The organism is Streptomyces sp. NPDC049597, assembly GCF_040675505.1.
GTDB lineage: Bacteria > Actinomycetota > Actinomycetes > Streptomycetales > Streptomycetaceae > Streptomyces.
Genome location: NZ_JBFAOY010000041.1, coordinates 1 through 23,106, shown reverse-complemented (window position 1 = coordinate 23,106; position 23,106 = coordinate 1). Strand labels below are relative to the sequence as shown.

Genomic DNA, 23,106 nt, shown 5'->3' with positions numbered 1-23,106 from the left:
AGTGCAGACACGAGGAGGCTGTCACATCTTTGGATGCTCGTCGGTTCCCAGCGGGTGACGGGCGCTCCACCGGGGAGCGCCCGCCCACCGAAGGGACGACAACTGCGATGACCACGATCCTGGTGACGGGCGGCACCGGAACGCTCGGCCGGCGCCTCACCGAGCGGCTGCATGCGGACGGGCACGAGGTGAGCGTGCTGAGCCGGCACTCCCGGCCGTACGCCGTGGACCTGCGTGAGGGCACCGGGCTGGCCGCGGCCGTCGCGGGCGTAGACACGGTCGTGCACTGCGCGACCAACCCGCGCGGCGGCGACGAGCAGGCGGCACGCCATCTGATCGAGGCGGCCCGCCGCGCCGGGGTACGGCATCTGGCGTACATCTCGATCGTCGGCGTCGACCGGGTGCCGCTTGGCTACTACCGGACCAAGCTTGCCGTCGAAAGGCTGATCGAGGAGTCGGGGCTCGGCTGGACCGTGCTGCGCACGACGCAGTTCCACGACCTGGTGCTGCAGTTCCTCCAGGGCTCGGCGAAGCTGCCGGTCATGCTGCTCCCGGCGCAGGTCGCCGACCAGCCGATCGAGGTGGCGGAGGTCGCCGCCCACCTGGCCGAGCTGGCAACCGGGGCACCCGCGGGGCGGGTGCCGGACATGGGCGGCCCCGAGGTCCGTACGTTTGCGGAGTTGGCCCGGGCCTATCAGCGCGCAAGCGGACGACGCCGTCCCGTGCTGAACGTGCGCCTGCCCGGCAAGGCCTACCGCGGGTTCCGGGCGGGCGGGCATCTGACACCGGAGCGGGCCGTGGGTAAGGTCACGTTCGAGCAGTTCCTGGCGGGACGTTTTCCTGCGCGAGGCTGACGCCTGGATGGGGGCGCGTACCGGGCGGCGTGAGGGCATGCCCCCACGAGCTGGGGGGAGCCCCCAACATGAGATCCGGCTTCGGGGTCGCTGGCCGGTCTGGTAGAACGCCAGCGTGGCGCGTGCGGAACTTACTGATGACAAACGGGAGTTGATCGAGCCATCCTTGTCGATAGGCAGGTTCGGCCCGAACCCAGAGCGGTTGCGGCAGCAGTTCGAGGGGGCCATCTGGCGGTTCCGCACCGGCAGCCCGTGAAAGCGGCGCGGCAGGGGCAGGTGGATATGTCGCTGGTCAGTGTGGACTCCACGGTGGCCCGCGCCCACCATGATGCGGGTGGGGATGGTCGTTCGCGAGGAGGTGCTGGGCGACACGAACGACGCGAAGAACCTCCTGACGCTCGCCAGCGAGGAAGCACTCAAACCGCCATCAACGACCAGAGCTGCCGTACGACTGGGCCGTCATGGACCTGGCCGAACCCCGGCCCGGGGCTGTCCGGAGTGTTCTGTGAGACTGTGTGGATGGAACTCCGTCTGTCCCACATCGTCATGGACTGCGCAGACCCGGTGCGGCTCGCGGCCTTCTGGTCGGCCCTTGTCGGCGTCCAGATCAAGACGAGATGGAGGCAGTACGTCATCTTGGCGCCCTCCGGGGACGGCGCACCGGCACTTGCGTTCCAACGTGTCGGCGAGGCCAAGACGGGTAAGAACCGCGTGCACGTCGATCTGACCGTGGCGGATCTGGAGGCAGCGACACGTCACGCCTTGGCCCTCGGCGCCCTCGTTGTCGATGAGACGACCGAAGACGGTGTCACCGCACGGGTGATGGCCGACCCCGAAGGCAACGAGTTCTGTCTCGTCCGACTTCCGTCGAACCAGGGTACGTCTGCAAAGATCACCGCGTGATGGATCACGACGGGTGTGATACGTCGCCATGTACTCACTGGTCGCGAGTGGGAGTTACTCACACGTGGCAGGGAGCGGCAGGGCGATCATGAACGACGAGACGATCAAGTTGGGCGACATCTTGCGTGTCAGCTGCTCCTTTACCCCCACACGGGTAGTCGAGATCTCAGACCGGGACGTGTCCATCGTCTGGCCATGGGAGCAGATCGACCCTGACTCTGGAATCCGGTGGAACGGGCAGTACGCCATTCCGCGCAAGCAAGGATCCTCCGAGTCTCGGCTCAGCCTCTTCCAGACCGATCCTGCCCCCTGGACGCTGTCTGCGGGCGACAGCTGCGGCGTGGGTGTTCCCGAGCAGTTGGTACGGGTGATCGACATCGAGTACTGCGATCCACCTCAAGACGTTGGGTGGTTGCCTCGTCCTCACACGATGTTGATCGTGCTACCCGTCGATTACGAGGATCCTCAAGGTCTCGCTGAAGGCGACACAATCTCCATACCATCCGTGGCGCCGGTCAGGTTTGAGCTTGTGCAGCAGCAAGCTGCTCCAGCGGGTTAACAGGCGCGTACGCGCCCGACCTGAACCCGCAAGAGGGCATCTGGTCGCTGGTCAAGCGCGACATCGGCAACCTGGCCGCCGCCGACCTCAGCCAGATCACCCGTGCTGTGAAGCGCAAGCTCACGATGCTGCAGTACCGACCGGAGGTCATCAACGGCTGCCTCGCTGGCACCGGCCTGGCCCTGGACGCGTGAACACGCTGGCCAGCCGAACGGCGATAGAGCGAGCACGGCCGGGGTCTAAACGTGCTGGTCAGATACGGTGACGGGATGAACGAGAGCCTGCCTGCCGACGTAGCCGACGTGCTGGTGGCAGTCCTGAACGCGGACAACCCGGTTCATGTCGCGCTGCGAAGGCAGGTTCCTCACCTCAGCGTGCGAGCGCGCTGCACATGCGGGTGCGGCACCGCCTACTTCGAGCTCGACATCAGCAAGGCGGAACCTGCCCCCACCGGCCCCAGCACGGTCGTGGCGGCCGAAGCGCCGCTCGTCACCGAAGCCGGCGAGTGCCCCGGTGAGGTCCTGGTCTTCACCCAGGACGGCTACCTGTCGTGGCTTGAAGTCTGTTCATGGAGCGACGACATGGGAGTGACACTGGCTGCCGCGCGTCACTGGCTGCAGACGCACTCTTGATCCCGAACGACCAGCGCCCAACGGGCTCCGCGACACCGCCGACTTCACGAGTTTGAGTTCAGTTGCGTCCAAGCAGGCAGTTACAGGGAGCTGAGTGGTCGGTCGACGTAACGGTGGCGTGACGGGCCTATTGGTATGTGGCGAGGTCCCCCACGGTCGCGGTACCTGATCTCACCGTCCAGATCCCGCTGCCCACGGGGGTTTCTTCTGAACGCGTCTTGAGATCTTCGATGTCAACATCGTTCGGCCACTGGGTTCCGCTCATGGACCAGCGCACCCCGACAAGGTCAATGCCGCCCAGGTCAGCGTTGCGCAGGTCTGATGTCGTGAAGTCGTTGAGGAATCCGTCGACCAGATCCACATCGAGTCCGGGCAGCGCCTGGCCGAGCGCGCTGTCGATGGCCTGCTTCACCTCCTCGGCGCGGGTGCTCACAAGGTCGTCGGCGGTGGCGCGGGCGGTGTCGAGGGCGGGGACCGGGGTTGGCTCGCGGGCGCCGGCGAGGGCGACGGTGTGGGTGGAGTCGAGGGCGAGGGCAAGGTCGAATGCGCGGGCGCGGTCGAGGGCGCCGGCCCGAGCGAGGCCGCGGGCGAGACCCAGGTCGAGGTCGCGGTGGACGCGGAGGGCGAGGTCGCGGGCGCGGTCGAGATCCAAGGCGAGGCTGCGGGGGCGGCCGGGGACGAGCCTGCGGGCGAGGCCGAGGGCGCGGACGAGGTCACGGGACAGGGAGCGGTCGCGGGCAAGGCCGAGGTCACTGTCGACGCTGAGGGCCCGGGCGAGGGCGCGGGCAAGGTCGAGGGCGCTCACGAAGGCACGGGCACGGTCGAGTTCGAAGCCGAGGGCGTGGGCGAGGCTGATGGCGCGTTCAAAAGTGCGGTATGCCCTTGTGACGGCGGGGTGGGCACGCAGTTGCAGACGGGCCTGGTTGCTCACGGACGGAAAGAGCTGCTCAGCAGATGGGGAACCGGCCTCTGCGGTACGCAGTTGTGGTTGAACCTTGGGTGCGGGCGGAGCTGTGGGGAGTACCTCGCGCAGGCCGGCTTCGACGTCGAGGACGGCGTCGAGGTCGTCGATCACCGCGGCGGGCCGGGACTGGAGCAGAACCTCCCGCAGGCCGGCTTCAACGTCGAGGACGGCGTCGAGGGCGTTCATCAGGACGCGCTGCCGGGTGAGCCGGCCGTCTGCTGTCTGATCGTTTTCGTATGTCTCACGGTGGTCGGTCACTTCTCCTCCTCCCCGTGGCTGGTGGTCCCGGTGATGGCGCGCCGGGCCTTCTTGAGGCTCGCGCGTACCGCCTCGGGGGTCAGTCCGAGCTGCTCGGCGATTTCTGCTGGGGTGAATTCGCTGATGGTCCAGGCCAGGACTTGGCGTTGCCGGGGCGGGAGCGCTTTCACCCACTGCAGCGCATCGTGCCGGGCCTCCCACTCCTCGACAGCGTTTGGCCTGAGCAGCCGTGAGGTCGGCTCGGGCGGTGAATCGACAGGCTCCTCCCGTACCTCGGCGAGTCGTCGGATGTAGGCGCGCGAGGCGACCGCGTGGACCCACGCCCGGGGCGCACGAAGCCCGGCCCAGCTTCGGTATGCCTGGACCATGGTGTCCTGGGCGATGTCTGCGGCCTCCGGCAACGAAGCGCCCTGGTTGACCAGGAAACCGGTCAGGCCACGGATGGTCTTGCGGTAGAAGTCCGAGAACTCCTCGTCCAGGGAGAGACGTTCGTGGCTGCGCCGGACGAGCGCACCATGGCCAGCAGGTGCGGCTGCCGGGGCATCCGCACCGTCCGCCGGTTCGTGGGTGCTCACTCTTCCCCCTCCTGCGTCCTGGCCGGACCACAGGTGATCTCCATCCGCAGCCGGTGCCCGTCGCTCCTGTGCTCGTCGACCTTCACGCGGCCCCCGTTGGCCACCGTCTCGACCGTACTGGCGAGATACTGGCGCTGCGCCTGCTCGTAACGTACCCGCCAGCGCAGGCGCAGCCACAGACCAAGCAGAGCACACACCTGGCCGACGACAATCGAGACGATGGTGACGGCGGCTGTAGCCGAGTCCATGGACGTCTCCCCCTCTCATACGGGTCCCAGAGCCAGGTGTCTGGCCCCGTCGATAGGGAGAGTCCGGAAGGGCCGATTCCGTGAACCCCTGCCGTCGGGATTGTTCAACCGGAGGCAGAAGGGAGCTGAGGGGCACCGGCCAGCAGGTATCGTCCCAGCGACAGTCAACGTGCCTGACGACCCGACGATGGGTTTTCTGACTCACCCGGAAACCCACGCGGCGACGGGGCCCGCGCCAGCGGCGGGGTCGGGCTGGAGTGCAAGGCCGTCGGCCCCCCGGCGACGTCTGCCGGGAACCGAGCCGGCCCGCCTCTCATACGGCCAGGCCGCCCTGCTGGACGAGCGGACTCCGCCGTGCGCGGGGCCGCGAGGGGCTGGGGACCTGCACGAGTGTCGCCGCCTTTCCCTGACTCACATAGGTGAGCAAGGTGCCGCAATGCTGATGCTATGGCGAAGGCCGGGGCACAAGTAGGGGTATCGCCGGGTAAGCCGAGAAGCCGTCAGTAGCTGATCTCGGGGTTGGCCTGACCGAGGCCGACGACCGGTACGGCCCCAGAGTGTCGGGGAGTCGGAGCGCGGTACCGCGCCCCGGCCCCAGACAGTCCTGACAGACCGCCGGGAGCGGACCTGACGCTCGATCACAGCATCCTCCACGGCATCTTGACGGCGTTCATATGGTTCGCACCGTCTCCTCGCCGGCCGCTAGGAAGGGCGCGGGAGGCCGCAGCCGGAATTCGGCGGGGAGCACCCGGACGTCCTGGATTCGGTCGACGCGGAAAGCGCGGATGTCGTCCCGCAACAGGTCCCACGCCAGGGCGTACCAGACCGGCATGTTGTAGTAGAGGAACTGGAGCTCGATCTCGCGCTCGGTGACCGCGCCGTGCCGGTCTTCGTAGCGCATCAGGGCAGTGCGGCGCCGCGCGAATGCGTCGAGCAGTGCTTTCGTTACCGCCGGCCGGGGTGCGGTGTAGCCGGCGAGGACCTGCACGGACGCGGCCTGCCCGATCAGGATCCGCTGGCGCAGCGCGAGGATCCGGCGTGCCTGGGTCGGTGCGAACGCCGCTGCGACCTTGCGGGTGATCGAGCGCAGGTCGTCCAGCAGCAACGGGGAACCGACCTTCTCGGCGATGGTGAGGCTGAGGAGCAGGCCGAGCGCCTCGGATTCGTTGAGGTGGACCCGGCCGAGCGACCAGCCTGGCTCCAGGCGCAGCCCGCCGCCGGTGCCCCGGTCGCCCTCGACGGGGAGTCCCATCTCTCGCAGCAGCGCGAGGTCGCGGTGCAGGGTGCGCGTGCTGACCCCGAGTTCCTCGGCGAGGTCGGCGGCTGTCGTGTACTCGCGCTCGGCCAGCAGTGCCTTGAGCTTGTCGAGGCGCAGGACGCGGCTCTCCCGGGGCTGATCGCTGCTCATCCCCCAAATATGCCAGTGAGTGACATGTTGCTCCCTATCGTCGGTGTCACCGCGAAAGGAGAAAGACCGATATGCACATCGCACTGGCACCGTTCGAGCTCAAGGCGGGCGTCTCCGAGGACGCCCTGCTCAGCGCCTCCGACCGGTTCGAGGAGGAGTTCGCCGGCAAGCAGGACGGGATCATCAGGCGGGTCCTGGTGAAGGACAGCGAAGGCGGTGGCTACGCCGACCTCGTGTTCTTCCGCGACCTGGAGTCGATCGACCAGGTGCTCGAGGCGGAGCAGAACAGCGACGTCTGTGCCGCATTCTTCTCGATCATGGACGGCGACGGCTCGCACCGCGTCTACGAGGTCCTGAAGAGCTACGAGTGATGGCGGCGCGGCTTCCCCTCAAGGACCAGTTCTTCACGCGCGAGAAGGTCGAGCTGATCGCCGGCGAGATCGAGCGTGTGGACCCGGCGTTCCGGGCGGACGAGTTCGCCGCCGCCGTCGTTGCGCGGTTCCCGGAGCTCGAACTCAAGGCGCGCATCGACTGGATAGCCATCTGCCTGGAGAGGAGTCTGCCGCGCGACTTCCGGGAGGCAGCGGGCGTACTGGTGCGCTCGCTGCCCGCCCCGGCCGACCCAGGCCTGTCCGACGGTGACTTCGGTGACTTCATCTACGCGCCGTACGCCGAGTACATCGGCCGGCGCGGCTGCTCGGCCGAGGACCTCGAGTTCTCGCTCGCCGCGCTCCGCGAGATCACCACACGGTTCTCCGCCGAGTTCGCGATCCGGCCCTTTCTTGACGCTTTCCCCGACCAAGTGCTGGCAACGCTGCTGGTCTGGACGGAGGACGAGCACTATCACGTACGTCGGCTGTGCAGCGAGGGAACACGACCGCGGCTCCCGTGGGCACGGAATCTGACGCTGCCCTACGACGTGGGGGTCCCGCTCCTCGACCGGCTCTTCGCGGACCCCACGCGCTACGTCACCCGGTCCGTGGCCAACCACGTCAACGACATCTCCAAGAAGGACCCGGATCTCGCGCTCGACACCCTCGAGCGGTGGCGGAACTCAGGGCAGCAGCGTCCGCGCGAGATGCGCTATGTGATCCGCCATGCGGCCCGGACCTTGGTCCGCGCGGACCACCCTCGCGCGCTGGACATCGTCAGTTCATCTCTCCCGGGGCGCCATGGGCGAAAGATGAAAAGTAGCTGGGTGCAATGCTCGAGTCGTGACGTTCGCCTCGACAAGGACGCGTGACGGTGACGACCGAGGGGTCTCGTCCTTGTTCTGCCGGGGCGGGACGACGACGTTGCGGGCGCTGGCGTTCAATCAGGTGGGGAATCGTCGCGGGAGCGTGCCGGCAGTGCCGGGTGCGCCCGACCTGGGCCCCACGCGGCCTGGGGAACCGTGATCAATCTCCCGATGACCGCGGTTCCGTCCCCAGGTCGTCTTCGCACTGGATCTCGTCAGCTCGGCAGAAGCGCCGGTGCTCGACTCTGCTGTTGTCGAGGACGTGGATCTCGTGGCGGGGCACGGCGTGCTCTTCGGTCGGTGGCCCCGAAGAGCCGCACGGGCAGCGCGACCTTCTCTGGACTGGGCAGTTCGTTTGGATCAGCGGGCGGGCCAGAGGAGGACGCCTGCGATGTGGACGAAGCAGCGGCATGCCTCGTCACTGCTTCGGGCCGTAGATGCCGCTGGCGTTCCGGTCTGGAACTCTTGAAGGAAACTGCGTCGATCACCTGCCGTGGTACCGCCAGCGGCCACCTTGGCTCGGCGTCCGGTCCGGGAGTAACGGATCAATCCATGCCCACTCGTCAGTCAACGGCATCCCTGGACCAACGGCAGTGTGGGAGTCGATAACGCGTATGTGGAAGCCGTCGGTGCCTCTGCAGCTGGAGTCAGGTCAGAGGGGCGAGTGTGAAGTGCCGCACCTGAAGTGGTGCAACAAGGTACTCGTCTTCACCCGGGAGCACCACGGGCTGGTCACGCCAGTGCTCGCCGGCGTAGCCGACCAAATCCTGCTCGCTGCGCCAGCGACTGACGTACAGCAGCGAGTCGGGCGGCGCCAGCAGTACCTCGTGGTCCACCAGCCCCGGGTAGCGGCTGGGAAACTCGCGTACCGCAGAGACGATCATGTCGCGGAATGCTTCGAAACGTTCGGGACGTACGCGTGCCTCACTCACTCTGACGATCACAGTCGTTCCTCATCTGGTTGGGGGTGTTCGTTCATTTCGCAGGATTCGCCTCCGGGGAGGGGAACTGACGAAATGCGGCTCGTGGAGTGACGTAAAGCCCGTTGGTCGTCTTCGTGGGCCGCCACCGGCGTCTACGCCGTGGGGCCGAGGTGGCCTTCGAGGATGGTCTGGGTGATCGGAGGGCGGTCCCAGAGATCGAGGAGTTCGTTGGCGAGAGCCACGATCGCGAGCGGGTGCCGATCGCCGCGCACCTCGATGGCGGCGGCCGACAGGCTGCGCGGGACGGCTCCGGCGTCGAGGAGGACGCGCCACTCCTCCGGCCCCAGCTCCAGGAACTCCAGTCCGGTCAGCTTGGCGATCTCCAGCGGGTCGGCCAGCGTACCGGGGTAGGCAGTGAGGGTCCGTAGGCGGGGCAGCCCGATGACCGGGGCGAGGCTGAGCGGCTCACCCTCCCACACGCCGATGCTCAGCACCTCCAGCCCGGGGTGGGCAGCAGCGTGGATACTTGGCAGGCTTCGGATGTTGACCCGGGCCACAACCGGCAGCTGGTCATGGCGACGGCCGCTGTGCCGTCGGCTGCGCCGGTTCATCACCAAGTCCGTGAGGGAGTCGGCGACCAGGTCGGCGCCGATGTTCTCCTCATGGCTGAGCACGATGATCTGCCCTGTGTGTCCGCGCGGGCCCGGTGTCAGGTCGACCGCGATCCGGTCACCGCCGCCGTTGTCGCCGAAGGCGATCCAGCCGGGCGAGCCGACCACCCCCTGCACCGCGGCGTCGGGCGGAGTGACGACCGCAGCCATCGCCGCGAACTCCCACGGGGAGGGACGGGACGGCGCGTCGGCGATGTACAGGTCATCCAGAGGGAAGAGCTCGCAGCCGACCGCTCTGAAGACGCGCTCCGCCTTCTCGTAGTCATCGCCCCAGTCCTCCCAACGCCCTCGCGTCACCCGGTAGAGAACCTTGAGCTCGTCGGGCAACGCGACGCCGAGGCGCGCTTCCGTCGCGGTGATCTCCGCCTCGGTGGCGCCGATGGCATGGGGAATCCGCTTGCGCAGCCTCCGCTCCAGCAGCGCCAGATCCACCGACGGGGCCGGCACCGCCCCTGGCACCGGATCGGGCACGCGGCGCCAGGGCTCGGGGACGGAGCCCTCAACCAGGACGAGCGAGCCCGGGTGCGGACCGGTGCCAGCCTCCACGGCGGGGCCGAAACTCACCAGGTGGAGCGTGGTCTGTCCGCTCGGGGAGATCTCCGCAACGAACGAGATCTCGTCGAAACCTGCGTCCGCGAGCGCGCTCCGGACCCGCTCCACGGCGTCGAACTCGTCCTGCATGTCCTCCACCTGGAGGGCTCGTCCCGGCCGCGGGAGTCGCGGAGGCATCGGCATGCTCCACCCGTGTCGGCCGATGCGTCCCCCCACGTGGCCGCCCGGGGCGGCCAGCCTCTCCATGTTGGCGGCACGCAGGAGCCGCAGCACGGGCTCCCAAGTCGCAAAGTCATGTATCGAGGGCAACGTGGGCCTCCGGTCGTTCCGGGTGACGGTGGGGGCGGCAAGGGCGGGCGCGTCGTGAAGGGTGATTATTACGGAAGGCCACCACCCTGGCCGAGTCCCACCGTCCTCGGCCTCATCCCTCCGGGAAACCGACAAGCTCATCGTGGGACCCCCACGAGCCCGGAGCTGCAAAACGGCAGGTAGACGGATTCCGTCGGTAGCCCGGGGAGGTCGGCGGGCCATCACTCCCTGGGGGCCACCTTGCCGAGAGCCGACGCCGAGGACCCTTTCAGCTGGCCGTCTTCACCGCCCTCCGCTGCCAGATTCCGCACGTGTGCCACGGCCTCGCCCAGAAGTTGTGCGGGGACGAGCCAGTAGTCGTAAATGCCGCCCTGCGCGGAGTTGTAGCCGCAGAGCACGGCCACGCCCGTGCCGAGGTGGCCCTTCAGCTCGCCGGCGAGCCAGCCCACAAAGCCGCTGTTGTCGGCTGCGGCTGGGAAGTGGAAGGAGAAGACGCCGAAGACCTCCGCCTCGTCGCCCTGCGCCGGCTCGAGGACCGACCAGCTCTCCTCGTCCCGCACCAGAGCCAGTGCTTCGGTGGACGGCTGCGGTACTGGCCCTGCGGGGTGCTCGTGGTACGCCCAATGTCCGGGCACTACTGTGAAGGCGGCCTCTGCAAGCACTCGGCGCAGCCGCGTGCGGGTTTCCTGTGATGTTTCGTGGCTGATGCTGACCACGTGCCGTTCCTTATCTGGTCAGGGGGCGTTCGTCGATTCCGCAGGATTATTCACCCCCGGGGCGTGCGGCAGTGGACGGGGCCGTCGTTTCCCGGGGGACCGCCTTGTCGGGATGCCGGTGCCGAGCATGGCTGCCGCCACGTCACGTGCCTCGTGGGCGGGGGCGGTCGTACGCTCCCGCAGGGCGGTGACGATCGCCCCGTCCATGAGCAGGACGAACCGCCGTGCCAGTTCGTCGGCTTCGGGATGGCCGCAGTCCGCGAGCAGGCCGGCGACATAGGCCGTGACGCTCTCCTTGTGCTCGGCCGCGACCCGGTATGCAGGGCTGCCGGTGTCAGCGGTCTCGGCCATGGTGTTGATGAAGGCGCAGCCGCGGAAGTCGGCGCGGGAGAATCGCTCGGCCAGAGCGTGGAACACGTCCAGCGGCTCGCCGCCCAGCGCCGCGACCCGCTCGGCCAGCCAGGCGCGCCAAGCCTCATCCCGTCGCCGCAGCACGGCCACGACGAGGTCGTCTTTGCTGGCGAAATGACGGTAGAAGGAGGCCCGGCCCACGCCGGACTCGGCCACGATGCGCTCCACTCCGACCGCCCGGATGCCTTCGGCGTAGAAGAGTTCCTCGGCGGTGTCAAGGAGGCGTTCGCGTGCTCTGGTGGCCATGACCTCACCTTATCCCGGTCTTGACGAAAAATGGAACCGATCGGTACCGTCCTGCAAGACGGAACCGATCAGTACCATCTGGAGTCATCGTGCCACGTATCCCCCAGCTCGCCGAGGACGCCTCAGAGCTGCTCGAGAAGACCCGCCGCCAGTTGGGCCGCGTGCCCAACCTCTACGCGGCGCTCGCCAACGGCCCGGCCGCCCTCGCCGGCTACCTGGCCATGCGCGACCACCTCACCCGCGGTGCCCTGAACGTCCGCCTCCGCGAGCAGCTCGCCCTGCTGATCGCGCAGGAGAACCACTGCACCTACTGCGTCAGCGCCCACACCCTGCGGGGCAGCAAGCTCGGTCTGACCGACGAGGAACTGGCCCGCACCCGGCAGGCCGCCGACGACTCCGACCAGCACGCCGATGCGGTCCTGCGTCTGGCCCGCGACATCATCCGCACCCAGGGCCGGGTCGACGACGCGGCGCTGGCCGACGCCCGCACGGCCGGGGTGTCCGACGCCGAACTGGCCGAAATCGTCGCCCACGTCGCGCTCAACACGCTGTCGAACTACTTCAACCACCTGGCACAGCCCGACCTCGACTTCCCGGAGGTCGCCGCATGACCAGCGACTGGCGCACCGGCTCCATCGAACTCGTGGACGGCTACACGTTCACCGGGGCCGACGGTCGCCGCACGGCCCGCGCCGACGGCGTCCGCTTCGCGATCGAGGGCGGCTTCGTCAACATCCAGGTCCCCGACGTCCCGCACATCCAGGTCGTCTCCGCACCAGCCGTGCGCCTGATCAGCTGCACCCCGTAGAGCTACGGCAGGAGAACGTAGAGGCCGGTTCCACAAAGCAACCGGCCTCTACGGCCCGGCCTGGACAGCAGCTACGCGCGGATCCGCACTCGATGCCATCGCCCCCTCAAGCCAGGAGCACCCCGAATGAGCACCACACGCGCGGACCAGACACGGAGACAGGCCGCAGCGATCGCTTTGGCCGCCGGACTGCGGCCTCTCACTGTTCCAACTCGCTCTCGCGCTCGGGGCGCCACTCGGGCACGCCGCATGGGGCGGCATCCACGCGGGCTCCCTGCCCACCGACCTGAGAGTGGCAAGCGGTGTGGCGATCCTTATCTGGGTATCCGCCGCGGTGATCGTGCTCCGCCGCGCCGGGCTGGGACGGCTCTCCATACCCGAGGCGTTGGCTCGCAGGGGCACCTGGGTCCTGTTCGGACTCCTGTTCCTTGGCGCGGTGATGAATGTCGTGTCCTCAAGCGTTTGGGAGCGGTACTTGTGGGGGCCGTATGGGTTGGTCCTGGCCGGTCTGTGCTTCCTGACAGCCCGCGGTGCGAGGTGACGTGACCGCCGCACTGTCCTGGCTCAGTCGGACGGGAGCGTTTCACCTCAAGGCAATGCGGTGAAGCCGTCGGCACTCGCCTCCTGCCGAGGAGCTACCGTGCACATCGGCCTGGTGAGGACGGCATGCGGCCGCACAGCCAGCCCCGGGCTCGACCGGCGCCTACCTCGGCGACTCCGACCCGTCTGTCGCTGAGCGGCTCACTTTCTCCGGCCCCAGGCCACCCGACCCTGACGCCGGTTCTACGACCCGCGTCGCCGGAAGGCGATGGTCGGGCGAGATATGAACGCTGTGCTGTACGCCCCGGGCCTGATGAGGCGCGGCATCCTCAACCCGTGGTCCAGGATGCGGCAATGGGCCGGTGGGAAGGCGCTCGCGAGCTGCTCGCCGCGACCGGCGCGGACTGGGACCGGCGCATCCTCCGACTCCAGGTTCTTGCCCGCATGGGCCGCAGCGAGGGCATGGAGCGGGCGTGGGCGGCATACGATGCAGCGGCTGACGCTCCGCCGCCGGACCCGGCACCGTACGTCGTCATGCTCGCGCTGCTTCGCTTCCACTCCCCATCCCGCGATCCGGAGTGGAGGTCGGCAGTGCGGATCGTGTGGGAGGAGGTGGAGCAGCGAGACCGGTGGAACAGGGAGGCTCACCACGAGCTCCTCACCTACATGTTCCCGTCCTGGCACGGCTCGGGCGGCGAGATGTTCCACTGGGCTCAGGAGCGGTGCGCACACGCCCTGCGCGGCCTGCCGCTGCACATCCTTCCCCTGGTCGCTCTTGCCGAGTCGCACCGGTTGCGGATGGAGACGGAAGGCGAGCGGTACGGGCTGACAGTCCATCCGTGGACCGACCACCCGTCGACCCAGCAGGCATGGGTCAACTGGTGGGCCTATGGGGTGCCGACCCGGCCCCATGCCGCGTTCCCTGAGGACGCCAACTGTCTCGCACATGCACTGTCCTTCGCGAACCGGCACAAGGCTGCTGCGGAGGTGTTCGACGCCATCAGCCCGTACGCCACCGATGTGCCCTGGAGCTGCTGCGGGGCACCTGATCGGCGTCGTGATCGTCGGGGCCCTCCTGGCCGTCCCCGACCGCCACCAGTCCGCCGAGTTCGTGTTCACCGAATTCGTCAACAACACCGGCTGGGGCTCCGCCGTCTACGTCGCCCTCATCGGCCTGCTCATGGCCCCGGTACACCCTTACCGGCTACGACGCCTCCGCCCACATGACGGAGGAGACGATGAATGCCTCCGTGGATGGGCCGAAGGGCATAGTCCGCTCAATCCTGGTCTCCTTGGCTGCCGGGTTCGTCCTGCTGTTCGGCCTGACCTTCGCCATCCAGTCCTATACCGGCTCCCTCACGTCGGAGACCGGGGTGCCGCCCGCACAGATCTTCATGGACGCCCTCGGCGCCAGCACCGGCAAGGTGATGCTCCTCATCGTGATCGGCGCCCAACTCTTCTGCGGTATGGCCTACGTGACCGCGGACTCCCGCATGATCTACGCCTTCTCCCGCGACGGTGCCCTGCCGAAAAGGGCACACGGGGGATCCCTGCTGGTTGCGTCGTCTTGCGCGGGGCTCATTTGTCGCTCTTTTCGGGTCCTCAACAGCAATGGATGCGGTTGCAGGGCCTCAGCGACGAGATCGCGTTGTTCAGGGGGCAGGCACGCTTGCGCACGACTGACGGGACCAGCCCGGGTCGGGGGACGAACACGTCGCGGGAGCCCGTGCCGGTTCCCGGCCGAGGTCGCGAGGCCGTCCCGGCATCAAGGCGCAGGCCAGCCGGCTGCAGCGTACACATGCCAGGACCGGACGAACGGCCGGTTCCCCGGCTGCTGGTGTCACTTGGCGGTCATGCGCCATTCGCCGCCCGGCGCTCGCGGGGTCATCGGCTCGGGCGCAGGATGCCGGACAGGGCGAGGCGGGAAGACACATCCAGCTTGCGGTAGACCCGGAACAGATGCGTCTCCACCGTGCGCGGACTGAGGAAGAGCCGCTCCGCGATTTCGCGGGTACGCATTCCCGAGGCCGCGAGCTCGGCGATCTCGCGTTCCCTGGTGCTCAGCAGTGCCAGGGAGTCCACCACTGGCTGATGCTGCGTCAGTTCAGCACGCCGGGCGGCAACTTGCTCCTCGACCAGCAGTGCCCCGTAGGTACGGGCAGCCGTCTCGGCCGCGTCGAGCTGCCGCAGAGCGGTGGCCGGCCCGTGCGCCGCGCAGGCCGAGCGGGATCCGATCGCCAGGGTCCAGGCGTACTGCACAGGCATGTCGGCGCGCCGGAAGTTCTCGGCGGCCAGCTCGAACAGTTTGGCCGCAGCGTCGTGTTCGCCGTCAGCCATGTGGAGCAGGGCGCGGGCCCGGCGTACGCACGCCTCCTGGACCGGCAGTCCGAGTCGCGCTGCGTCCGCCTCCGCTGCCCCGATCAGCCCGCGCGCCGTGTCGCGGTCTCCGCAGGTCAGGGTGGCCGTTGCCATGAGGGCGAGCTGCGAGGGCCGGAGGGTCGGCTGGACCAGCGGCAGCTGCTCACCGCCACCGCCGTCCAGCAGGGTTCGCAGACAGCCCGCCGGATCGCCGGCGAGGAGCCGAGTCTGGGCCAGCAGGCCGGTCGCCGAGGTGGTCCACCAGTCGTGACCCACGGGGGTGTTCCGCGCCGCCTGCTCGGCGAGCGCGATGGCCTCGGGTGCGTACTGGCGTCCCCGGGACCACATCAGGGCCAGCACTCGCATGGCCTGAGCCAGAGTGACCGCGTTCGGCGTGCCGAGGGAGCGGGCCAGGGCCTCGGCCTCGCCGGCCCGCTGCACGGAGGCGTCCAGCCTGCCAGTCCACTGTTCGGCCATCGACAGGCCGAGGAAGTGGTGCATCAGGATGTGCCGCTGGGCACCCCCGCCCACGGCTCCCAGCCCGCGGCTCAGATGGCGTATCGCGTCCGCGTACCGCTCCAGGTAGAGCTCGGCGGTGCCAAGAAAGGCGAGGGCCTCGGGAGTGTGTCCCGCGACCGTGTCCGGCAGAGAGTCCACCAGCCGGGCGCAGCGCGTGATTTCGGGACCGGCCTCGTCCAGCCGCCCCAGGTAGGTGTCGCAGAAGGCGGTGAGCACCCGCAGCGCGGCGCACGTGGCGGAGTCGGCGTCGCTGCGTGCCCGCGAGGCGTCGTGGAGCAGGGTGCGCGCCTGCGCGTACGTACCGCGCAGCGCGTGGACCAGTCCGTACTCGATGACGAGTTCGGCGGCCTCGGAGGGCAGCGGATCGGGCAGCGGTCGGGGGAGCAGGGCGAGCGCCGCGGAGACGAAGGCTGCGGCCTCCTCGTACCTGCCGAGCAGCCGCTCGGCCGTGGCACAGACAGTGTGAGCCTGCAGGCGCTGTGCTCCGGTGAGGCCCGCGTGGCGGTCCGCCAACACTTCATGGGCGCGGGCACGGGCTTCCTTCAGCTGCCCGGCGGCGATCAGCGCGCTGCAGCAGGCGAGTTCCATCGTCGTCCGGTGGCCGGAGTCCGTGCCGCCCTCGGGCAGCGACTCCAGCGCCTGGCTGAGCCAGCGTGCCGCGGTGGCCGGCGCCCGGGTAACGATCTCCGCGGCACCTTGGGAGAGGACGTGCACGGCGGTGCCGCTGTCCGTGCCCAACAGGTGCTCGGCATGGCGGGCCCGGTCGCGGGCGCGGCCGCCACGTTCGGTGATCAGTTGCATGGCGCGCCGGTGGGCGCGCAGCCTGAAGGACAGCACCGTGGTCTCGTGCACGACATGGCCGATGACGCGATGGCGGAAGCTCAGCCGCCCGCCCCAGTCGGCCGACCGCACCAGATCCGCGCGTTCGAGTTCCGCGAGGGCATCCAGGGTGCGTTCCAGGCCGAGCTCCGAGACATGAGCGACGTCCTCCGGCCGGAACGGGCAGCCCAGCACGGCCGCGGCCGCGGCCGTGACTGCGGCTTCAGGTGTCAGCGCGTCAAGTTCGGCGATCAGCGGCCTGGCCTCGCGCAGCAGCCCGTCGGTGTCGTTGCCCGGGTGGTCCGGCCAGTGGTCGGGGTGCCAGCCGGCGGCGACGAGGAGGCGAAGATAGCGCGGGTTGCCCCCGGCCGCCGCGTGCAACTGGTCGGTGAACTGGCGGAGTCCGGCCGTCTCCGGTGCGGCGGGGTTCCCGGACACCCCCCAGTCGTCGAGGAGGAGGGCCGCCGCATCCGCGTCCAGCGGGCCGGGTTCGATCCGGCTCACGGTGCCCGCGCGCAGGCCGTCCTCCAGCGCTTCCAGCAGTTCCGGGCGGGACTCGCGGGGGCGGTGGACCAAGGCGAGAACGAACGGTGCGGCTACCACGGAGCGGACCAGCCGTACGATCAGCTTCGCTGACTCGGGCTCACACAGGTGGATGTCGTCCAGGAGCAGCACGCCCCCCGCGGCCCATTCCGCGGGCTGGTCATACATGTTGTCGAAGGGCTCCTCGGGGCCTTCAGGGCGCTGTGGGAAGCCCTGCCGCATGTGCCAGGCGTCACGGAAGACCTGATACGGGCTGGTGTTTCCGCGCACGGCACGGGCGCGGGCCACCGGGAGGCCGTGCCGCGCCGCGAGTTCCGTCAAGGCGGCCGCCAGGCAGGTCTTTCCGATGCCCGGCTCTCCGGTGATCTCCACGACCGCGCCTTGTCCGCTGGTCAGTGCCTCCACGATGCCCGTGAGCCGGGCGAACTCGGCTTCGCGTGCGACGGGAATATCCCCAGCCGCCTGTATGGGCACGGTGACCACGAGCGCCCTTCCTCCCCCGTGCGCTCCGGTGTGCATCCCGGCGCACATCTGTCCTCGGGTGATGTCAGGGCAACCATACAGAAAGAACAACACCTGTTCGACTTACGATTTTTAACCAGCCGATGCGTTCGGGTGCGGGTTCCAACGCAGCCGCGAAAGCGGGGCAGGGGTGGCTCAGTCCGGAATGTCCCAGGTGAATCGATGTACATGGATCCCGAAGTAGGGGAAGGACTCCACCTCGCGGACCCCCGGGATCGTACGGACACCGTCGTTGATCAACGTGGACAGTTCGTCCATCGTCCGGCACACCACTTCCACGAAAAGATCGAAGGAGCCCGCGGTGGCCACCAGATAGATCACACGGTCGATGCGCTCCAGCGCGTCGATGATCTCCTGGACACCGTTGTCAACCTTGACGCCGAGCAGCGCCATCACGGGCAGCCCCAGCTTGAGCGGATCGGTGACCGCGGCGAACTGCAGCAGCCCGCGCTCCGTCAGCCGCTGCACCCGGGCCCGTACCGCCGGAGCGGAAAGCCCCACCTCCTTGCCGAGATCGGTGTAGGACGCCCGGCCGTCCTCCTGAAGCCGCCGGATCAGCGTCTTGTCGAGTGCGTCCAGCTCGATACGGGCCGTCACGTGATTGTTTTCCTTCCCTGGGGCGTCGGACGGCGACCGTACCAACAGGTTCGGGGTGTGGTGACCGGCCGGTAGTACGTATACGAATACGTAGTTCTTCGAACGCGGCCGTGATCCCCCGGGGACTTGACTCGCCGTACGCCACAGAGGGCCACGCTCCTCATATCGGCGACCGTCCAGACGACACCACACGGTCCAGCTCGTCGCAAGCCGTTCGGCAGGGAGCCGTACGGCATCGGTGTGCGTCCGGGGCGACACCGACTTCCGCGACCATCTGAACGGGCTGATCCAGCAGTACATGCGCGATGGCCGGTGGGACGAGGCCTCCCGGGACACCATCGGCGTGATGAGGGTGTCCGCGAAGACGGCCAGGCCGTCCCTGCCCCCTCTTCCACACCGTCCCGCTGAGCGCAAAGCGCACAAACCCTTTGCGGGAGTGCGTTCCTCCTACGGTGACGCCATCGCCGCCGAGAACGGCATCGGCTGCGAATTCGAGGAAGGGAGGGATTGTTCCCATGGCCAAGGTTATGTCCGCGACGCATCAGCGGGTGGTGTCGAGCACCGACCTGGTGGTGCTCGACAAGGTCAGCAAGCACTTCGGGCCACTGAATGTGCTGAAGGACATCGAACTGGCCGTGAGTCGCGGTGAGGTCGTGGTGCTGATCGGTCCCTCGCGGTCCGGCAAGTCCACGCTCTGCCGCACCATCAACCGGCTGGAGACGATCGACTCCTGCACCGTCACCGTCGACGGAACGCCGTTGCCCTCCGAAGACAGGCAGCTCGCACGACTGCGCGCCGAGGTCGGCATCGTCTTCCAGCGCTTCAACCTCTTCGCCCACAAGACCGTCCTGGACAACGTCGCCCTCGCCCCGGTCAAGGTGCTGAAGCAGAACCGGAGGACCGCCGAGCAGCGTGCCCACGAACTCCTCGACCGGGTCGGTATCGGCAGCCAGTCACACAGGTACCCGGCCAGCTGTCCGGCGGACAGCAACAGCGGGTGGCCATCGCCCGGGCCCTGGCCATGGACCCGAAGGTGATCCTCTTCGACGAGCCGACCTCCGCCCTCGACCTCGAGATGGTCAACGAGGTGCTGGACGTCATGACGGCCCTCGCCCGGGACGGCATGACGATGGTCGTAGTGACGCATGATTGGGCTTCGCCCGCCGGGCCGCCGATCGCGTCGCAGGCGGGAGCGTTCGTCCAGCCCTCCGGGGTGCTCAAGCGCATCGCCGTCAAGGTGTCCAAGACCTGCAACGACCTGCGTCTAATGTCCTCCGGGCCCCGCGCCGGCCTCGGCGAGATCAACCTCCCCGCGGTACAGGCCGGCTCCAGCATCATGCCCGGCAAGGTCAACCCGGTGACCCCCGAGGCCGTCAGCCAGATCGCCTTCAAGGTCATCGGCAACGACATCACCATCACCATGGCCGCCGAAGCTGGCCAGCTCCAGCTCAACGCCTTCGACCCGGTCATCGCCCACTGCCTGTTCGAAAGCCTCGGTTGGCTGGAGGCCGGATGCCTGACGCTGGCGGGCCGCTGTGTGAACGGCATCACCGCCAACCGTGAGCACCTGCGCGCGGTCGTGCACAACACCATCGGGATCGCCACCACCCTCAGCCCCGTCATCGGCTACGCACAGGCCAGCGCCGCCGCACAGGAAGCACTCGACAGAAGCCTGCCGGTGGCCGACGTGGTCCTGGCACGGGGACTGCTCACAGCCGACGACCTCCGGCGCGTCCTGCGAGCCGAGACGCTGGCCCGAAGCGGAGACCAGGAGACGCTGCACTCGCGTCCGACCGACACCACGCCTGCCTTTCCATGGGCCCCGGCGAGCCGCCACCGGACCCCTTGTCCACTGCGCGTGTTCCACGACGTCCGCCGTGCCGGGCATACCGTGAGCGGGGCCCCGATCCGCGGAACCCGGAGTTCAGGGCCCCGCCGCTCGTCGCCGGCAGGGCCGACGGGCGGCCGGACGCTTGACATCGTGGCGGGCTCCGACGCTCGGTATGAGGAGCCTGCTTCAGCCGTCTTGCCCGGTGGAAGACGCTTCGGGCGCGGTGACGCGTCGGCGGCTCTTCAGCAGGAGCACCGAACCTGAGACAAGCGCCACACCGGTGCCCGCGGTTATCAACAGCAGCTGCTGTTCTACCTCCTCCCGGTCGGCCAGGGCCAACTCGGCCCACTGGTGCGAGCTCTTCCACTCGCGCAGCAGCTCGACTTGTTGCTCCCCCTCTGCATCGCGCGACGCTTGCAGGGCCTTTTCGGCTCTCGTGATGTCGTGGTCGAATCGCGACTGGAATTCATCGACCAACGTGTTGCCTCGTACAATTCCCGCGACGCCGATTATTGCGATCAGCAGCAACACCAGGCCGAAGGCAAGCAACTTACGATTCATGGGTGTTCCTTCTCAAAGCTATGGACGGCGCATACGGATCGCACGGCCCAGCACGCCCATACCAAGGGCCCTGGTCGTCGACGAAAAGCGAGGCGACCTCGTGCATGCATGGACAAGGGTGGGCGCGACGCCGAGTGCGGCACCGGTGTCGCGCGCCCGCTCGCAGTCAGCGGAACGTGGGTGTGATGCCCTCCGGCCGGGTCAGGCGGGCCGCTGTGCCAAGAAGCGTGTCAGATAGGCCCGCTCGGAGTCGGTCAGGCGCCGCGGGAGCCTGCTCTTCAGGTCGTAGGGGACCATCGTGGAGGCGGCCTTCGCGTACAGCGTCCCTTCGTCCTTGACCTCGTAGGCCAGGTTGAAGGAGGCTGCCCTCAGGTCGGTGACCCATACCTCGACATCGACCGCCGTCTCACGCCACTCCAGGGGCGTCTTGTACTCGATCCCGTGCTTCGCACTCACGCAGCCTGCGGCGAAAGTGTCCACCCCTGCCCTGGCGGCATGGACGCCGAGCATGTCGCTGCGGGCTTCTTCGAGATAGGTGAGGAAGACGGCATTGTTGACGTGTTGGTAGACATCCATGTCCGACCAGCGGATGGGGCAGTGGTACACGTGGCGAGTCATATCCGAGTCAGTCCGTTTGTCGTTGAGTTCTCAGGAGACCGTGGACGAGTGAGGTGACGGGCACAAAGGCGGTACTCTGCCTGCCTCGTTCTCACGTCCAACCCCTCTTGGCGGTGGGTCAATGTACGCGCGCGAGAGGAGTTGACGATGACGTCCGGCAGGCAGCGCGCGCGCCTCAGCAGGACATGATCAACACAGTAGACGCCCAGTCCGCACTCACTCGCCCTGAAGATCACATTGACCAGCGATTGAGTAGAGGATTACGTATTTTTACCTATGGAGAAGCCGACGCGCGCGGGGGAGATGGAGGCAGAGGACAGCCAAGGGAGGGGGCGGGAAGCACCCGCCTTTCGCAGTCGGGGACCGGATGAGGTTGCGTCTCGGGAGACGGCGTGCCGGGGCGTTTTCCGACCGACATCCCCACCTCGTCCGGGGCTGCTTCGGCGGCCCCCCCGCGTCCGCCACACCGTCGACGAGAACCCCTTTTTCCCCTCTGACGGACCAGAAGTTCCTCCCAAGCCAACGGCGGACCAGCGCGCTGCGCGAACTGCATGCCGCACGCCGCCGCCCGGCCCTGGGCGCCGCCGCGGTCGTCGGCGCCCAGATGGCCGGCGTGATCCTGGCCAACGAGGCACCCGGTTTCATGGCGTTCTCCTGGGCGGGTCCGCTGAACATCGCGCTCACACTGGTCCTGGTGCAACCCATGATCACCGGCTGGGCGGTCCTGCGGTACGCACGGTATGCGCGGAACTCACTGGAGCCCGTGGCCGAAGGCACGGATGCCGCGCCCGCCGGCCAGGGCTTCGGCGGCGACGCGGGTGGCCGCGGTGTATCCGATGTGCGGATTGAGGGCTCTGATCGCACCGGCCCGGCCGGCCGGATCCTTGCGGGCCTCGACCGCCAACCGCCTCGCACGCTCGCGCCGTTCGTCGGGGTACGTACGGGGAGCAGCCGTGATCGGCATCCTTCCGGGTCTTCGATGTCTCCATCAAACCCGGGGCGGTTCAGGATCATTCGGGAACGTACGTCCTTCGCGTCCAACCCGAGGCCGATCCACACGTCGATCCACAAGTCTTGAGCACTGCTCGTTCATTCGGCTTCTGTACGTAGTTCTACTCAACTGTGGCTGCGGAGGCATCTGGTGGGCGGTGGAATGTCGGCTGGGATGGTTGCATGGGGTCATGTCTGATGACCTGCATGTTGACGGTGTCGAGCCCATGCTTATAGGGGCGGATGGGCGGTTGGCGGATCCGCAGTTCTTGGTCAACGCGGAACACGGGGAGGTGATGGGGCTGGTGGATGCGGCATCGTGGCCTGCGGCGCGGCTGGGGGCGGCGGTGTATCGGGCGTCGTCGTATCTGCATCATCGCGCGCCGGCGGTACAGCGTCGGCATTTGTTGATGTTGGATGCGGCGGGTTACGGGGACCGGGAGTTGTCAGCGCGGATCGCGAATGTACCGGTACAGGGGGATTCCGGCGCCCGGTGGCATGTGGAGTGGGCCACCGGCTCCCGGCTCGACTCCCGATTCCGCAATGCATTGCCCCGTCCCGGCTGGGTGAGAGCGGTGGCCACAGCGATGGTTGACGGCCGCACGCTCGCTCTTGGCGGCAGCGCCGATGCCACGGTCCGGATCTGGGATCTGAATACCCGTGAGCAGATCGGCGAGCTGGCTGGCCATACACGCTCGATAGGCGCGGTGGCGACGGCTACCGTGAACGGCTGTCCGGTCGCTGTCACCGGCAGCGCCGATGCCACGGTCCGGATCTGGGATCTCGCCACGGGCCAGCAAAGCGGCGCGCCTCTGACCGGCCACACCGACCCTGTCCAGGCGGTGGCGACGGCTACCGTGAACGGCTGTCCGGTCGCTGTCACCGGCAGCGCCGATGCCACGGTCCGGATCTGGGATCTCGCCACGGGCCAGCA

At 68.2% G+C, this 23,106-nt stretch carries 20 protein-coding genes and 5 pseudogenes; 12 read left to right on the top strand and 13 right to left on the bottom strand.

The window, feature by feature from the left end:
• Window positions 1–107: 107 nt before the first annotated feature.
• The 4 genes from AB0K02_RS30360 (at window position 108) to AB0K02_RS30345 (ending at window position 2,948) form a co-directional block, all read left to right on the top strand.
• Complete coding sequence (locus tag AB0K02_RS30360) at window positions 108–854, top strand: NAD(P)H-binding protein (protein ID WP_365995779.1); 747 nt, start codon at window positions 108–110, stop codon at window positions 852–854.
• A 519-nt stretch (window positions 855–1,373) separates the two neighbouring features.
• The gene (locus AB0K02_RS30355; protein ID WP_365995778.1) at window positions 1,374–1,757 is read left to right on the top strand and encodes a VOC family protein; all 384 of its coding nucleotides are present in this window, start codon (window positions 1,374–1,376) and stop codon (window positions 1,755–1,757) included.
• An 88-nt stretch (window positions 1,758–1,845) separates the two neighbouring features.
• Entirely contained in the window at window positions 1,846–2,316 is a 471-nt protein-coding gene (locus AB0K02_RS30350) for a hypothetical protein (protein ID WP_365995777.1), read from the top strand.
• Between the two features lie 269 nt (window positions 2,317–2,585).
• Window positions 2,586–2,948: a hypothetical protein gene (locus tag AB0K02_RS30345; protein ID WP_365995776.1), complete on the top strand. Its 363-nt coding sequence runs from the start codon at window positions 2,586–2,588 to the stop codon at window positions 2,946–2,948.
• 127 nt (window positions 2,949–3,075) lie between these two features.
• On the opposite strand, the gene AB0K02_RS30340 is transcribed toward AB0K02_RS30345, so the two are convergent.
• The 4 genes from AB0K02_RS30340 to AB0K02_RS30325 form a co-directional block, all read right to left on the bottom strand.
• The gene (locus tag AB0K02_RS30340) at window positions 3,076–4,170 is read right to left on the bottom strand and encodes a hypothetical protein (protein WP_365995775.1); all 1,095 of its coding nucleotides are present in this window, start codon (window positions 4,168–4,170) and stop codon (window positions 3,076–3,078) included.
• Entirely contained in the window at window positions 4,167–4,745 is a 579-nt protein-coding gene (locus AB0K02_RS30335; protein ID WP_365995774.1) for a sigma-70 family RNA polymerase sigma factor, read from the bottom strand. Before AB0K02_RS30335 ends, AB0K02_RS30340 begins: the two co-directional genes overlap by 4 nt.
• On the bottom strand, window positions 4,742–4,993 hold the full coding sequence (locus AB0K02_RS30330) for a hypothetical protein (protein WP_365995773.1): 252 nt from the start codon (window positions 4,991–4,993) through the stop codon (window positions 4,742–4,744). Before AB0K02_RS30330 ends, AB0K02_RS30335 begins: the two co-directional genes overlap by 4 nt.
• 670 nt (window positions 4,994–5,663) lie before the next feature.
• Entirely contained in the window at window positions 5,664–6,401 is a 738-nt protein-coding gene (locus tag AB0K02_RS30325; RefSeq protein ID WP_365995772.1) for a WYL domain-containing protein, read from the bottom strand.
• 71 nt (window positions 6,402–6,472) lie between these two features.
• On the opposite strand from AB0K02_RS30325, the gene AB0K02_RS30320 reads away from it, so the two are divergent.
• Both AB0K02_RS30320 and AB0K02_RS30315 read left to right on the top strand, forming a co-directional pair.
• Entirely contained in the window at window positions 6,473–6,772 is a 300-nt protein-coding gene (locus tag AB0K02_RS30320; protein WP_365995771.1) for a hypothetical protein, read from the top strand.
• Entirely contained in the window at window positions 6,772–7,644 is an 873-nt protein-coding gene (locus AB0K02_RS30315) for a hypothetical protein (protein ID WP_365995770.1), read from the top strand. Before AB0K02_RS30320 ends, AB0K02_RS30315 begins: the two co-directional genes overlap by 1 nt.
• 641 nt (window positions 7,645–8,285) lie before the next feature.
• Here the strand turns inward: AB0K02_RS30315 and AB0K02_RS30310 are convergent.
• The 4 genes from AB0K02_RS30310 to AB0K02_RS30295 all read right to left on the bottom strand — a co-directional run bounded on the left by AB0K02_RS30310 (window position 8,286) and on the right by AB0K02_RS30295 (window position 11,466).
• A complete protein-coding gene (locus AB0K02_RS30310; protein WP_365995799.1) occupies window positions 8,286–8,570 on the bottom strand; it encodes an antibiotic biosynthesis monooxygenase in 285 nt (94 codons plus the stop codon).
• A gap of 143 nt (window positions 8,571–8,713) precedes the next feature.
• On the bottom strand, window positions 8,714–10,093 hold the full coding sequence (locus tag AB0K02_RS30305) for an SMI1/KNR4 family protein (RefSeq protein WP_365995769.1): 1,380 nt from the start codon (window positions 10,091–10,093) through the stop codon (window positions 8,714–8,716).
• Between the two features lie 221 nt (window positions 10,094–10,314).
• Window positions 10,315–10,809 carry a DUF6196 family protein gene (locus tag AB0K02_RS30300; protein WP_365995768.1) on the bottom strand — a complete coding sequence of 165 codons (495 nt, stop codon included), beginning with the start codon at window positions 10,807–10,809 and terminating at the stop codon, window positions 10,315–10,317.
• 18 nt (window positions 10,810–10,827) lie between these two features.
• Window positions 10,828–11,466 (bottom strand): TetR/AcrR family transcriptional regulator, encoded by a 639-nt coding sequence (locus AB0K02_RS30295; RefSeq protein WP_365995767.1) that lies wholly within the window; start codon window positions 11,464–11,466, stop codon window positions 10,828–10,830.
• An 89-nt stretch (window positions 11,467–11,555) separates the two neighbouring features.
• On the opposite strand from AB0K02_RS30295, the gene AB0K02_RS30290 reads away from it, so the two are divergent.
• From AB0K02_RS30290 to AB0K02_RS30280, 3 genes and pseudogenes are all read left to right on the top strand, one after another.
• Entirely contained in the window at window positions 11,556–12,077 is a 522-nt protein-coding gene (locus AB0K02_RS30290) for a carboxymuconolactone decarboxylase family protein (protein WP_365995766.1), read from the top strand.
• The gene (locus AB0K02_RS30285) at window positions 12,074–12,274 is read left to right on the top strand and encodes a hypothetical protein (protein ID WP_365995765.1); all 201 of its coding nucleotides are present in this window, start codon (window positions 12,074–12,076) and stop codon (window positions 12,272–12,274) included. Before AB0K02_RS30290 ends, AB0K02_RS30285 begins: the two co-directional genes overlap by 4 nt.
• A gap of 1,582 nt (window positions 12,275–13,856) precedes the next feature.
• Window positions 13,857–14,343, top strand: a pseudogene (locus tag AB0K02_RS30280) (amino acid permease); the annotation flags it as partial.
• Between the two features lie 355 nt (window positions 14,344–14,698).
• Here the strand turns inward: AB0K02_RS30280 and AB0K02_RS30275 are convergent.
• Entirely contained in the window at window positions 14,699–17,536 is a 2,838-nt protein-coding gene (locus AB0K02_RS30275) for a LuxR C-terminal-related transcriptional regulator (RefSeq protein WP_365995764.1), read from the bottom strand.
• A 174-nt stretch (window positions 17,537–17,710) separates the two neighbouring features.
• Window positions 17,711–18,172: an Lrp/AsnC family transcriptional regulator gene (locus AB0K02_RS30270; RefSeq protein WP_365995763.1), complete on the bottom strand. Its 462-nt coding sequence runs from the start codon at window positions 18,170–18,172 to the stop codon at window positions 17,711–17,713.
• A 515-nt stretch (window positions 18,173–18,687) separates the two neighbouring features.
• Here AB0K02_RS30270 and AB0K02_RS30265 point away from each other — a divergent pair.
• Window positions 18,688–19,354, top strand: a pseudogene (locus AB0K02_RS30265) (amino acid ABC transporter ATP-binding protein); the annotation flags it as partial.
• A 7-nt stretch (window positions 19,355–19,361) separates the two neighbouring features.
• Window positions 19,362–19,937 (top strand): annotated as a pseudogene (locus AB0K02_RS30260) (lyase family protein); the annotation flags it as partial.
• Between the two features lie 252 nt (window positions 19,938–20,189).
• On the opposite strand, the gene AB0K02_RS30255 reads toward AB0K02_RS30260, so the two are convergent.
• The 3 genes and pseudogenes from AB0K02_RS30255 to AB0K02_RS30245 all read right to left on the bottom strand — a co-directional run.
• The gene (locus tag AB0K02_RS30255; protein WP_365995762.1) at window positions 20,190–20,564 is read right to left on the bottom strand and encodes a hypothetical protein; all 375 of its coding nucleotides are present in this window, start codon (window positions 20,562–20,564) and stop codon (window positions 20,190–20,192) included.
• Between the two features lie 201 nt (window positions 20,565–20,765).
• Window positions 20,766–21,182, bottom strand: a complete 417-nt coding sequence (locus tag AB0K02_RS30250) for a thioesterase family protein (RefSeq protein WP_365995761.1) — start codon at window positions 21,180–21,182, stop codon at window positions 20,766–20,768.
• A 778-nt stretch (window positions 21,183–21,960) separates the two neighbouring features.
• Window positions 21,961–22,047, bottom strand: a pseudogene (locus AB0K02_RS30245) (aspartate ammonia-lyase); the annotation flags it as partial.
• Window positions 22,048–22,363: 316 nt separating this feature from the next.
• Here AB0K02_RS30245 and AB0K02_RS30240 point away from each other — a divergent pair.
• Window positions 22,364–23,106: pseudogene (locus tag AB0K02_RS30240) on the top strand (hypothetical protein); the annotation flags it as partial.

Coding starts and splice junctions, on each gene's coding strand:
- AB0K02_RS30360 (WP_365995779.1), top strand. CDS start 108: ATGACCACGATCCTGGTGACGGGCGGCACCGGAACGCTCGGCCGGCGC.
- AB0K02_RS30355 (WP_365995778.1), top strand. CDS start 1,374: ATGGAACTCCGTCTGTCCCACATCGTCATGGACTGCGCAGACCCGGTG.
- AB0K02_RS30350 (WP_365995777.1), top strand. CDS start 1,846: ATGAACGACGAGACGATCAAGTTGGGCGACATCTTGCGTGTCAGCTGC.
- AB0K02_RS30345 (WP_365995776.1), top strand. CDS start 2,586: ATGAACGAGAGCCTGCCTGCCGACGTAGCCGACGTGCTGGTGGCAGTC.
- AB0K02_RS30330 (WP_365995773.1), bottom strand. CDS start 4,993: ATGGACTCGGCTACAGCCGCCGTCACCATCGTCTCGATTGTCGTCGGC.
- AB0K02_RS30325 (WP_365995772.1), bottom strand. CDS start 6,401: ATGAGCAGCGATCAGCCCCGGGAGAGCCGCGTCCTGCGCCTCGACAAG.
- AB0K02_RS30320 (WP_365995771.1), top strand. CDS start 6,473: ATGCACATCGCACTGGCACCGTTCGAGCTCAAGGCGGGCGTCTCCGAG.
- AB0K02_RS30315 (WP_365995770.1), top strand. CDS start 6,772: ATGGCGGCGCGGCTTCCCCTCAAGGACCAGTTCTTCACGCGCGAGAAG.
- AB0K02_RS30295 (WP_365995767.1), bottom strand. CDS start 11,466: ATGGCCACCAGAGCACGCGAACGCCTCCTTGACACCGCCGAGGAACTC.
- AB0K02_RS30285 (WP_365995765.1), top strand. CDS start 12,074: ATGACCAGCGACTGGCGCACCGGCTCCATCGAACTCGTGGACGGCTAC.
- AB0K02_RS30255 (WP_365995762.1), bottom strand. CDS start 20,564: ATGAATCGTAAGTTGCTTGCCTTCGGCCTGGTGTTGCTGCTGATCGCA.
- AB0K02_RS30250 (WP_365995761.1), bottom strand. CDS start 21,182: ATGACTCGCCACGTGTACCACTGCCCCATCCGCTGGTCGGACATGGAT.